Origin of the sequence: Bowmanella denitrificans, assembly GCF_039522935.1 — a bacterium.
GTDB classification, from domain to species: Bacteria; Pseudomonadota; Gammaproteobacteria; order Enterobacterales; family Alteromonadaceae; genus Bowmanella; species Bowmanella denitrificans.
On sequence record NZ_BAAAEI010000010.1, the window covers coordinates 22335 to 34791 of the forward strand.

Genomic DNA, 12457 nt, shown 5'->3' on the forward strand with positions numbered 1-12457 from the left:
GATAAGCGATGAGTTTTGCATCCGCATTGAAAAGTATTGGCAATGGTATTAAGGATTTGTCGCAACTGAATGTGCGCACTTATACGGGTAATATTGATGCGCAGATTAGCGGTGAAAATGCCGAGGAAATGCTCAATCTGGCGCGCCAGAATGGCCAGCTAAAACTGGTGGGGCTGACCACCATTAATCTGGACGGTGACGTTAATCAGTTCATTTCCAGTGATCAGGAGATCAATGAGAAATTGCACAACGCTCACCAAAGTGCGGTACAGGCCTCACAGCGTAGTCGTGAAGTCACGTTTAACCTGTTTGCTTCGGCAATTCGTGAGGCGGTGGGCAAAATCAGCATCGATCCCAATCAGGACTGAACAGCATGCTGGGGCCCGCGCAGCTCAGGCAGATGGAGCAGGGTGACTTCAGCCTGTTGGGCGTTACGCTGGATGCACTACCAGATGACGGGCATCTGCATCTGGCCTGCCAGGACAGCGATCTGCAAAAAGCCCCATGGCTGGGTATTGCCCGCACCTGGCTGTGGCTGCTTGGCTACCTGAAACGGGATACGCAGAAACAGCAGGCTGATAGTGATTTTATTCAGGGGCTGATGCGCTTTCAGCAAGAAGTGGGCTTAACTGCCGATGGCGTGCTGGACAATCTGAGCTGGCAGGCGCTTAAATCTCTGGCGGCGTTTGATTCTGATACTCAGGTGGAAACCTGGGACCCGGCTAATCCAGCCTTTCGCCGGGCAGTACAGCTAAGGTTATTCAGCTATGGCTTGTGCAAAACAGCGCCGCCCTTTGCTGAGTTGCCAAGCGATCAGGATACAAAGCTGCAAAAACACCTGCATCAGGCATTGGAAGATTTCACCCGCCTGGTTGCCTGGTATGGTTTGTCCGCTGAACCATTGGACAGCGGCTGGAACCGGCCCTTGCTCAGATTACTGTTTGCCCACCAAGAGCTGATAACCCTGTTACCTTTTGACGGAGAGGGATTCAGGCTATCTGGCGGACATCCGCTGCTGCCCATGGCAGCCCCTCAGGCGAAAGCACTTAGACGACGCTTTGTCGGAAATCTGGCATTGGTGGAGTTGTGGTTGATGGGGTATCCGGTAAGGCCTGGCAACTTTAAGGCCGATGGCCCCCATGATGGCCACGCAAAAGGCACATTGTACTGGGCGCTGAAACAATTTGCCAAAGACCGGCAACTGCCCATCGCCAATACCCATGCAATTCAATTAGGGGCCTGGTTTTTCCATGAAAGCCGGCAAATTTTGTCGGATGATCCGCCATTGCCTGCAGAGCAACTGGATGCGGTCATGGCCGATAGTCATCAGCGCCACAAGCTGGAGAAAGGCTATAAGAGTCTGGGGGCCAGGATTGTGGATGGAGTCAAGCGCTTGCTACGCTGGTTTGGTGCGCTACTGCGTCAGGTGCTGGACAGGGCTAAACAGTGGTTTATTAACCTGGCCCGGCTACTGCACAAAGGTGCCAGCGAGATCTACGCAGAATTTAAAGCGCTGATAGAGATATCCGCCCGAGGCTGGCATTACTGGCAGGATAATCCATTGCAACTGTCGGACCGCCAGTCACTGATGATTTTCAAGCAACGGGATTTTGATTTGGATTTGATATTCAATCCACAGCCGAACAGCACTCAGATAGCACGTCTATTTAACACCATGCAATTAAATATCCAGTCCATGGCACTGGGGGGACAAGTGCTGGTGCAACTGATCGCCCTTATCCGGCAAATAATGTCACTGGCCAACATGCTGATTAACTGGCTGGGTGTGGTGGTAGCGCTATACCGGCTGGGACTATGGCTGAGGGCCAACCTGCCGCTGTTGGCAGAAGCCGGTGAATTACAAGCAGCTTTTAAGCAACTGGATGGTCAGACTAAATAACGAATCAACTGCACAACCGCCAGGATTATCATCAGTGGCCAGATCCAGCGGCTCATTTTGGCCACCTGCTCGGGTGAAAAGCGGTGACGTGAGCGTTCCAGTAACGGGATCAGTATCACCAGTGCCAGAAATAATCCACCAAGAATATATAAAACGGTCATCCATTCATCCCATTGTTATGCTAGGGCACTTTGGACCCTGACATAAATATGCCACAATCGGGGCAATTATAACTACAAGGAACCTCGATGGAATTCAGAATTGCCTCAGTTGTCCTGCTTGGGCTCAGCCTCAGTGCCTGTAATCCGGCCCCCCAGCAAAACGTTAAATCAGAGCATCAGGCCGGTGACAGCGCAGCGGTTGCGTCGGCAACAACAGAAATGCTGGCAGGTAAGGACTACCATTCATTTGCCAACCCGGAGCAGTTAAAAGTAAAACACCTGGACCTGGATCTGGATGTGAACTTTGCCACTCAGGTTATTTCCGGTGACGCCAGTATTCAGTTTGAGCGTGTCGAACCTAAAGCCTCGACCCTGGTGCTGGACACCAGAGATCTGACCATTGAACGGGTTACGGCCATGGGCAAAGACATTCCCTTCAGCTTGGCCGCTGCTGATCCGCATCTTGGTGCTGCGCTGAAGATTGAGGTGCCTGCTGATATTGATGTGGTGACGGTCACTTATCATACGTCACCGGATGCCTCTGGCGTGCAGTGGCTGACGCCGGAGCAAACTGCCGGCAAGCAGCACCCCTTCTTGTTTACTCAGGCTCAGGCAATTCATGCCCGTAGTTTTATCCCGCTGCAAGACTCTCCACAAGTTCGAATGACCTACCAGGCCACCATTCGCACTCCGGCGGATTTGCTGGCGGTGATGAGTGCTTCCAACGATCCGGATACCGAGCGGGACGGTGAATACCATTTCTCTATGCCGCAGCCCATTCCTTCATATCTGATTGCCCTGGCCGTTGGCGATTTGGCATTTAAACCCATGGGTAAGCGCACCGGTGTGTATGCAGAACCTGCCATGCTGGATGCGGCTGCGAAAGAGTTTGAAGACACCGAAGCCATGCTGGAAGTGACCGAAAAGAAATTCGGCCAGTATCGCTGGGATCGCTACGACTTACTGATTCTGCCGCCGTCCTTCCCATTTGGTGGTATGGAAAACCCACGTTTGTCCTTTATCACTCCCACCGTGATTGCCGGTGATAAGAGTCTGGTCTCACTGATTGCCCATGAGCTGGCGCATTCCTGGTCTGGTAATACGGTGACTAATGCCACCTGGCGTGATCTGTGGTTGAATGAGGGGTTCACCACCTATCTGACCTACCGGATTATGGAAATGATTTATGGCCCAGAGCGTGAGCAAATGGAATTTGTATTGGGCCAGCAATCTTTAGAGGCAGACCTTGCCAGCTCGCCGGCACAGGATCAATTACTGGCTATTGATCTGCGCGGTCGCGATCCGGATGCGGTGTTTTCTGATATCCCTTACGAAAAAGGTGCCTTGTTCGCCCGCGAGCTGGAGCAAAAGGTGGGACGTGATGCGTTCGATCAATTCCTGATGGGCTACTTCGAGCACTTTGCCTTTGAAAGTATTACCACCGATCAGTTTGTTGCCTATCTCAATGACACGCTGCTTAAAACCCATGGTGACAAACTGGATGCCAAGCGCATTCAGCAGTGGATTTTTGAACCGGGCGTTCCGCAAGGCGCACCCATGGCGCATTCTGATGCCTTTACCAAAGTCGATGCGGCCAGAGACAATTGGCTGTCCGGGGAGCTGCCCGCCGATAAGATTGACACCCAGGACTGGAATACCCATCAGTGGCTGCATTTTCTGAACAATATGCCAGAGTCGCTGAGCGCCCAGCAAATGGCTGAATTGGATAAGGCATTTAACCTGACCCAGGCGGGCAATAACGAGATAGCCCATAGCTGGTTGTTGATGGCTGTTAATAACTGGTATGAACCGGCTTTTGGCCGTTTGCACGATTACCTGCTACATATTGGCCGTAACAAACTGGTTAAGCCACTGTATCAGGCCTTGTCGAAAACAGAACAGGGTAAAGCCTTTGGTAAACAAGCCTTTGAGCAGGCCAAAAGTGGTTATCACCCACTGACGGTTAAGGCTAATGAAGGGTACTTCGAATAACATCCAAGGGCCGTAAGGCCCTTATTTGTGATTATGTTTAAAGAGATATAATGCTGCTAAACATTCATCATGTGGCGATAATCTGCTCCGATTATGCCAGGTCTAAGTACTTCTACTGCCAGGTTTTAGGCCTGTCGGTTATTGCTGAACATTATCGCCAGCAGCGGGATTCCTGGAAGCTGGACCTGGCTTTACCCGATGGTGGTCAACTGGAGCTGTTTTCATTCCCTGAGCCGCCTGCCAGACCCAGTCGCCCGGAAGCCTGTGGATTGCGCCATCTGGCTTTTGCTGTGGCCCGGCTTGATACCGTCATTGCGCATTTGACCAGTCAAAGCATCGAGGTGGAACCTGTTCGTGTGGACGAATACACCGGTCGGCGTTTTACCTTTTTCGCCGACCCTGATGGCCTGCCTTTAGAACTGTATGAAATATAGAGGCTGCATCACTGAGATGACAGCCTCAATGTCTGATAAGGGATTAATCCAGGCGGAATTTTTCTACCTCGCCATCAAGTTGCACAATGAGTTCTTTAATTTGATCGGTGGCCTGGTGCGCCTGCTGCGATAAGTTTGCGCTGTTTTGTGCAATACCTGCTATTTCATCCACCCGGTTACTGGTGCTTTGTCCGGCTTTGAGCTGGGTGTCTGCGGCTTCGGCGATATGCTGACTCATTCCCATAATCGCGCTCAGGGACTGACCAATATTGACCAACTGCTCAGACACCTGGGTGGCATGTTTTACCGCCTGTTCACTGGTGTCGATACTGGCATTGACGGAAGACTTGGCCTCTTTGGTGGCGGTTTGCAGTTTTCCGATAGTTTGCTGAATTTCGCCGGTACTGGCCTGCGTGCGCTGGGCCAGTTGCCTGACTTCATCGGCAACCACGGCAAAACCCCGGCCCTGTTCCCCCGCCCTGGCGGCTTCTATGGCGGCGTTTAAGGCCAGCAGATTGGTCTGTTCGGCTATGCCCTGAATTACAGACAAGACACTGGCAATCTGACTGACTTCATCTTCCAGTACCTGGATATTGCTGCCAGCTTGCTCAATTTGACGCTCCAGCAGGGCGATAGTGGCGGTAGACTGAGCGGTAAGCTCATTGGCCTGTTTACCCTGATTTTCAGCCGTACTGACAGACTGTGAGGTGAGATCAGATTGTTCTGCCACTTGCTGGGCAGAATGGGTCAATTCACCAATGGTGGTAGCAACCCGTTGGGCCTGGCTGTTGAGCGTATGTGTCAGCTTGTCCAGTTCCTCAAAACGTGATTGTGAATCCTTGCTTTGACTTTGCAAGCTGCTGGCCGCTGACTTGATGCTTTGCACCACTTCCTGCAATTTCGTCTGCATATATAATACTGCACCGAGAATACTGTCTCTTGGCACCTGACCGACATTTTGCGCCAGTCGCAAATCGCCTTTGGAGACCCGCATAACAGACTCGCGCACTTGTTGGATTTCACCGCCAAGGGCATGGCTTATGCCAAAGCCAAAACGTGCCAGGGCTGCGGCCAGCGCGACCGCAATCACCACCGACAACCCAACCAACCAGATAGCGGTATCCCAATAGCGCTGATCCACTTCTTTGTAGCTAATGCCGGTGCCCACATACCAACCCCATTTTGGGGTTTTCTGCACCACCGACGTGAGATCGACCACTTCCCCCTCACGTTCTGAATTCCAGTTATAGGTGAGGATCTCACCTGTGCGACTACCAACCAGGTTCTTCACCATCTGGCCGATACTTTTGCCCTGCGCATCGGTGAAATCATTAAAGCTGGTGCCATGTAATTGCGGGTCATGGGGGGTGGCGACAAAGTTCAAATCAGCATCCACCACATACACGTATTCAGAATCGTGGTACTTATTTTCACGCAGAATTTGAGTGGCCAGGCGTTTTGCTTGATCTTCGTTAATAGCACCTGAGGTTACCATCTGTTCAAACTGCTGGATAACGTTGACGGTGCTTTTCATTAACTGATTGATTCTGGCTATATTGTCTTCTTCACTGGCAATACGCAGTACCTGCAAGCCAATAAAAGAGACTGCCAGCAAAGACAGAAAAATCGTGACGGCAAACGCAATGATTTTGGCGCGTAAACTAACAGAACTAAACATAAGTCCCCCGAAAATTGAACAATATTCCGTGTTACTTGTTGTGGTTATATTTCATGCATCCTTGTGACAATTTACCAAATGCAGAAGGCTTGGCAACAGCTTGTTTACTTTTGTGTGCTGTCAGCCGACATTTGCTGCAATTCTTGAATTCGGTTTTGATAGGCTTGTTTAATGCAGGCGCGTCTGTCCGGGTCTTTCCAGCATTCATCCCGGCCTTTTAGCCAGCCTCTTTGCATCGCGCGCAGTGTATTTCTGCTGGGTTTTTTCGCCTGACGCCAGGCTGCCTGATAGACATCGGCCAATTGCTTATCCAGTAAGGCAAGTTCAGCATCGCTGCATATTATTCCTTCACTGGTACCTTGTGCGGCTTTGCTACAGTCAAATGATGGGTTGATAGTTCTTGGCTTGGTGTAGTCAACACTGTGATCGCAACTGCCGTCCTTTTCGCAATCATTGATACCGTCGTTATCTAAGTCCCAGCTAGGGTGCATGCCAGGGCGAAGCTGACTACTTTGCTTCTCTACGGGGGGAGTAGAGGAATGGACAAAAGGCGGCAGAGCTGCCAGCCCTGCCACAAGTATGGCAATTAGTCTGCGCATCTTGTACTCCAATATGGTGATGCCATGACTATAGCCTTTGTTGACCGTTTAGATAAAAATAAATAGTCCTACTGTGCCAGGTGTTGTACCACATCCACCTTAAAGCCACCCGGATCGGTGAGCATAAAATGAATCTGGCCCCAGGGCTCTTCTTTCAGTTCCATGGCAATATTCAACTGCATTTGCTTGGCCTGTTCAAAGGCGGCGGCAGCGTCTTGCACTTCCAATGAAATGACATAGCCCTGTGTTTGCATCATGGGGTGCAGGAAGTCCGGTTGATTGGCCAGCTCTGGCAACATAAAGCCTAACTGTATGCCGGTACCTGGATGTAACAGGTGTAAATAGAAGGCGGAATCAAAAAATACCGCTTCGAAACCAAACACGCTTTGGTAAAAGGTTTTAATGCTGGTCAGGTCGCCGGTGACCATCACCGGAAACATGGCTTGGATTTCTATCATGCTTATCTCCTGTTGGTTGAACGGGATAAAGCATGCGGTTTTATCAGCCGGAGATATTGTACAAAACGGACAACTTACCGAATTGCCCTGGGCTGGTGCCACTCATGGTTTTGAATTCACGGATAAAATGGGCCTGATCGTGGTAATGGCTTTGCCATAAGCCCGGATTCTTCTCAAGCTGCTGCAAATGAAACTGGAACCGCCAGACTCTGGCAAAGGCTTTGGGGGACAGGCCCAAATACAACTGACTGAGCCGGCGCAACTGGCGGGCGGACAGGCCAAATTCACTGCATTGACGATCGCCCAGATGATTAAATGCGCCATGCTGCAAGCGGCATTTATGCATAAAGTGCAGCAGACGGCGATCGGTATCAAAACCTTGAAGCCTTGGCAGCAACAGTTGGCTGATAAGGGTGCAGCGCTGCTGGAAGTCCCGGGTGCGATGTAAGCTTTCAAACAATTGCAGTGGCAGGCTATCAGCCAGCAGTGCGTCAGCATGTACAGAAGATAAGCCCGCCCATTCACCCAACGCAGTCTGGCAAAGCCCGCCAAGCCCTAAAGGAAAGAAACGAATCCCAAAATATTCAACGGGGCCTTGCATGGTAAAAGTCTGGGCTTGGGTAAAGGGACTTAACAGAAAACTGTCATTGAGATTGGCACTACTGATTATCCAATCCACACAGTTGTCAGGCAGGCTATTGTAGCCATATGCGCCACAGGGAATAGTGAGTTGCCAGAAGCTTTGCACCCAGTTTTGCAGTTCCGGCTTGGCCGCTTGCTGCTGGTAGGCGCCCTTTTGAAAAACCGGGCCCTGGGTAACAGGGTAGGGGGCTATAGGGCCTGGCATTGACTTTCCTGCTCGTTATATCTGCGCCCGTTATGATGACCTGACATCCGCTGTGCTCCTTTGGCAAGGTTGTTCCATGCTAATCACAAATTCTCGGTCTTGCCAGTTTTATGACCTAGTTGAGCTGGGGGGCTGGACGAAGCCCGGGCAGATTTTTGCCGAACACACATAGTACCAGACCAGCCATAATCGCCATTGCAGCGTATAGCTCATGGGATTGTAACTGTTCGCCCAATAGCCAGGCTGAGCAGGCAATACCGACAACGGGCACCAGTAATGCGAAAGGCGTAACCGTGGCAGCCGGGTAATTGAGCAGCAGTTTCCCCCACCAGGCAAAGGCCAGTAAGGTGGAGATATAGCTGACAAATCCCAGGGACAACCAGGCGTCTAGTGAGGCATTGGCCAGCAATGTCAGCGGTTGGCTGGTTTCCAGCCACAATGACAAGCCCAGTAGTGGCAGGGGCGGTACCAGGCAAACCCAAACCAGAAAGTGCAGGGCGTTAACGCCTTTGACTCTTTTGGTAATCAGATTGGCGATAGCCCAGAAGAGTCCGGCCAGCAGTATCATGCCCAGACCCAGCGGCGTAACGCCACCGGTGGCGGTAAATATAAATACGGCAAAACCGGCCAAGGCCACGCCGATGCCTGCAACCTGATGGCGGCCGATGCCTTCTCCGAGCAGCAGCATACTCAGCAAAATGGTAAAAAACACCTGAGCCTGTAGCAGTAATGACGCCAGCCCTGCGGATATCTCTGATTGCATGGCCATAAATACCAGACCAAATTTCAGCACACCGAGGAACAAGCCAACGCCAAGGATATTCCACCAACTGGTTTTCGGACGCGGGATAAAAAATACCGCGGGTAGGGCGGCAACAGCAAAACGCAGGGCGGAAAACAACAGCGGTGGAAGTTCCTGTAAGCCAAACTTAATAACAGAGAAATTCAATCCCCAAATAGCCACAACGCTCAGTGCGAGTAACAGATCCCGAAATAACATGGTGTGCCCTTCTAATGCCTGGCCGCCATACTATGAAGATTCACAAAATCGCACCAGCAATTTGTCCTAATGGTGACAATAAGCAAATCTATTGTTCCGGGGCTGGCTCGAAATAGGGGGGCAGGTGTCACTTACAGGCTATTTGAGCTAAACACTGTCAGGCACCCGCTGGACTGTCTGCGGGATAGGCAAGTCACGGTGCTTGTCATCCATACCCGGCAGCTCTACCTTGGGAAAGCTGAACTCTTTATAAGGCATCAGCGACAATAAATGGCTGATGCAGTTAAGCCTGGCCTTTTTATCATGATCACCGTCAATCACGTACCAGGGGCTGTTTTTACTGTTGGTATGTTCGAACATTTCATTGCGGGCCTGGCTGTATTCGCGCCAGCGGCTGCGCGAGACCAGGTCCATGTCGGAAAATTTCCAGCGTTTTAGTGGGTTATCCAGGCGCTCCTGAAAACGCTGCTCCTGCACATCGGCAGACACACTGAACCAGTATTTCACCAGACGGATCCCTGAACGGATCAGCATCAGTTCAAATTCCGGGCAGGCACGCAGAAATTCCTGATGCTCGCCATCGGAACAAAACCCCATGACTTTTTCCACTCCGGCACGGTTGTACCAACTGCGGTCGAACAGCACGATTTCGCCAGCGCTTGGCAAATGCTCCACATAGCGCTGAAAATACCACTGCTGGCGTTCCTTGTCGGAAGGTTTGCCCAGTGCCGCGATACGCACCACCCGAGGATTGAGCTTTTCACTGATGGCTTTGATGGCCCCGCCTTTACCTGCTGCATCGCGGCCTTCAAAAATCACCACCAGCTTCTGGCCGCTGTTAACTACCCATTGCTGGAGCTGAATGAGTTGCACCTGGAGGGTTTTAAGCTGCTGTTTATATTGCTGTTTGTCCATAGGGATCACCTTGTTCCTGCTGTAAGCCTTATAGCAAGCACTTGGGATTCTGTCATCTACAATCAGCACAAAAACCGTCCTGGCAGGACGACACTTAGCAGATGAGTTGGCTTTTAACGGATTTTTCAATGCTGCTTAAAAAAGGCAAACAGGGGCCGGACGGTATTAGAACCTGCTGTACCCCTGTTGTATTGAGAGCTTAATACTGCCAGGTCAGGCTCAGTGATACCTGACGCGGCTTTCCATAGTTGGCGTAGTCGATATTGGCCCAGTAAACCTTATCAAACAGGTTGGTAACACTGAAGGTAGAGCTGAGTTTGTCGGTAAACTGCCAGTTTACATACAGGTTTGCCAGTACATAGGGGCTTTGTTTATAAGTTACGCCGTCGGCTTGCTGAGGATGTGCAACCCCATAGCCAATGGTTTCGCCCTGCCAGTTAAAACCGCCACCTAAGGTCAACCCGTTTACCCAGTCACCCAAATCGTAATGAGTGGAAAGCTGAGCAGAATGTTCCGGCAGGTTAGTCCAGATTTTATCGTTATTGTGCCGCTTGGTATCTACATAGGTATAGCCAGCATTCACCAGCCAGTCTTGGTTAATGTGGCCGGAAACACTCATTTCCAGACCTCGGCTTTCGGTGCCATTGACACCTCTATAAGCAGAGCTGCCATCTGGCAACGAATTGTCAGGTTGGCTTTCATCGCGCACCGCGTAGTTGTCCTGACGGGTTTTAAAAATCGCCACAGTGGCAGACAACTGACCGTCAAGCAGCTCGCTCTTGATGCCCAGCTCGACGTTGGAGCCCAGCACAGGTGCCAGCAGGTTGTTGTTTTTGTCCTTGTAATTCTGTGGGGTAAAAATATCCGTATAACTGGCGTAAAGCGCATGATCTTCATTCAGATCGTAGACCAGCCCCACATAAGGCGTGACTTCCTTACTGACTTTGTATTCGCCGGTGGTGGCGGCATAACTGCCTTCGGTGTCGAAATTGTCGGTACCGGTGCGCCAGGAACTTAATCGTGCGCCGCCAATCAGGGACAAATCGTCTGCCAGTCTGAAACGGTTGGCGATATACAGCCCCTGCTGTTTGGTGGTGGCAATACGGTAAGCGCCGGTGCGGCTATATTCCGGCATGGGCGCCTGACCGTCATAATGCCAGGCATCTGGTACTTGATAGGTCCAGCCAGACAAGGAGGTAAAGCCTAATGTAGTGGATTCCAGTTCAGACCAGGTGGCACCCAGAATCAGATCATGCTCCAGACCAAATGCCTGGTAACTGCCGGTCAGATACAGATCCACGCTGGTACGGCTGTCGTCTCCGGCCCCGATACCTGCTCTTAACAGCATGCCTTGACCGGTGTTTTTATCGGGAAAACCACTGGCGTAAACCCGCAAACTGGATACCTCGCCATCGGTTTTCTGCACCGACACTTTGGCCTGCCAATCCGTGTTGAAACTGTGCTGCAGGTCAGCAAACAAGGTGCTGGATTCACGCTGCCAGTGCGTCCAGTTAGGCGCAAAGCTGGTAGACACCGGCATATTGGCTTCGCTGCCATCGGCAGCATGAATGGGGATAGTGCCCCAGATAGTCCCTTTTGGGTTGTTATCCTGACGCTGATAGCCTATCGCCGCCGTGGTGTTATCGCCCAGGTCGCCTTCTATGATGGCCAGGTAAGCGGTTTTATCTTCACTGTATCGGTCACGGAAACTGTCTGAATTCTGGTGGGCCAGTACCAGGCGACCACGGATTTGCCCTTCACTGTCAAACGGACTGGAAACATCCGCCACGCCACGACGCATATCCCAGGAGCCTGCTGTGGCAGAGACCGATGCCGAAAATGCATTGCCGGGGCGCTTGCGCAGTAAGTTGACGGTGGCAGAGGGGGAGCCAACACCGGAAAACAAGCCATTGGCACCGCGGATAACTTCAATACGCTCATATAATGCGGTGTCGTACTCCTGGTTGGTGGAACCGCTATAGGTGGGAATGCCGTCAACCTGAAAGTCGGTAATCTGAAAGCCGCGAGCAAAATACAGCGGACGCTGGCTGTCATATAAGGTGACGTTCACGCCTGGTATATTCATCATAACATCGTTGATATCCAGCATATTGGCAGCGTCCATCAAGGCACGGGAGACTTCGCTGATCGATTGTGGGATCTCCCGCACTGTCAGCGGCAGACGGGTAGGGGTGCCCTGGTCCAGTTGCTTACCTACTACAGAGATCTTTTCCATGCGTTCCAGTGCCGAGCCTGGCACATTTTGTTCGATTTCCTGCTGGGCAATTGTCTGGCCAGACAATACCAGCCCCATAAACAGTGCCAGCGACGTTTTTGGCAAAGCCATTGGCAGTTTGGTGTCGAAGGTGACTAAAGAATCTGTGCATTTCATGTAGATGAGTCCCTGTGTTTGTGGTTGAATTTTGTGTGCAAATGAGAATGATTATCGATGGCGTGCGAGTGTATAGAAAGC

Annotated in this window: 12 protein-coding genes; 4 read left to right on the forward strand and 8 right to left on the reverse strand. The window is 51.4% G+C overall.

Annotated elements, in window-relative coordinates:
- Positions 1-8 precede the first annotated feature (8 nt).
- Both ABD028_RS09685 and ABD028_RS09690 read left to right on the forward strand, forming a co-directional pair.
- Entirely contained in the window at positions 9-368 is a 360-nt protein-coding gene (locus ABD028_RS09685) for a hypothetical protein (RefSeq protein WP_102795602.1), read from the forward strand.
- Between the two features lie 5 nt (positions 369-373).
- Positions 374-1900, forward strand: coding sequence for a peptidoglycan-binding protein (locus ABD028_RS09690; protein ID WP_343844516.1), 1527 nt, complete (start codon positions 374-376; stop codon positions 1898-1900).
- Here the strand turns inward: ABD028_RS09690 and ABD028_RS09695 are convergent.
- A complete protein-coding gene (locus ABD028_RS09695; protein ID WP_172449272.1) occupies positions 1888-2061 on the reverse strand; it encodes a hypothetical protein in 174 nt (57 codons plus the stop codon). The genes ABD028_RS09690 and ABD028_RS09695 overlap by 13 nt on opposite strands.
- Before the next feature lie 87 nt (positions 2062-2148).
- Here ABD028_RS09695 and ABD028_RS09700 point away from each other — a divergent pair, with 87 nt between their 5' ends.
- Entirely contained in the window at positions 2149-4053 is a 1905-nt protein-coding gene (locus tag ABD028_RS09700) for a M1 family metallopeptidase (protein ID WP_343844519.1), read from the forward strand.
- A gap of 50 nt (positions 4054-4103) precedes the next feature.
- Complete coding sequence (gloA2, locus tag ABD028_RS09705) at positions 4104-4487, forward strand: SMU1112c/YaeR family gloxylase I-like metalloprotein (protein WP_343844521.1); 384 nt, start codon at positions 4104-4106, stop codon at positions 4485-4487.
- A 43-nt stretch (positions 4488-4530) separates the two neighbouring features.
- Here the strand turns inward: gloA2 and ABD028_RS09710 are convergent, their stop codons facing one another.
- The 7 genes from ABD028_RS09710 to ABD028_RS09740 form a co-directional block, all read right to left on the reverse strand.
- A complete protein-coding gene (locus tag ABD028_RS09710) occupies positions 4531-6165 on the reverse strand; it encodes a methyl-accepting chemotaxis protein (protein ID WP_343844523.1) in 1635 nt (544 codons plus the stop codon).
- Between the two features lie 104 nt (positions 6166-6269).
- Positions 6270-6764: a lysozyme inhibitor LprI family protein gene (locus tag ABD028_RS09715; RefSeq protein WP_343844525.1), complete on the reverse strand. Its 495-nt coding sequence runs from the start codon at positions 6762-6764 to the stop codon at positions 6270-6272.
- Positions 6765-6832: 68 nt separating this feature from the next.
- Positions 6833-7222, reverse strand: a complete 390-nt coding sequence (locus ABD028_RS09720; protein ID WP_102795594.1) for a VOC family protein — start codon at positions 7220-7222, stop codon at positions 6833-6835.
- A gap of 43 nt (positions 7223-7265) precedes the next feature.
- Positions 7266-8069, reverse strand: coding sequence for a DUF6597 domain-containing transcriptional factor (locus ABD028_RS09725; RefSeq protein WP_343844528.1), 804 nt, complete (start codon positions 8067-8069; stop codon positions 7266-7268).
- Between the two features lie 115 nt (positions 8070-8184).
- On the reverse strand, positions 8185-9069 hold the full coding sequence (locus ABD028_RS09730) for an EamA family transporter (RefSeq protein WP_343844530.1): 885 nt from the start codon (positions 9067-9069) through the stop codon (positions 8185-8187).
- A gap of 147 nt (positions 9070-9216) precedes the next feature.
- Entirely contained in the window at positions 9217-9984 is a 768-nt protein-coding gene (gene ppk2 / locus ABD028_RS09735) for a polyphosphate kinase 2 (RefSeq protein WP_343844531.1), read from the reverse strand.
- A gap of 199 nt (positions 9985-10183) precedes the next feature.
- Positions 10184-12376 carry a TonB-dependent siderophore receptor gene (locus ABD028_RS09740; protein ID WP_343844533.1) on the reverse strand — a complete coding sequence of 731 codons (2193 nt, stop codon included), beginning with the start codon at positions 12374-12376 and terminating at the stop codon, positions 10184-10186.
- Positions 12377-12457: the final 81 nt, after the last annotated feature.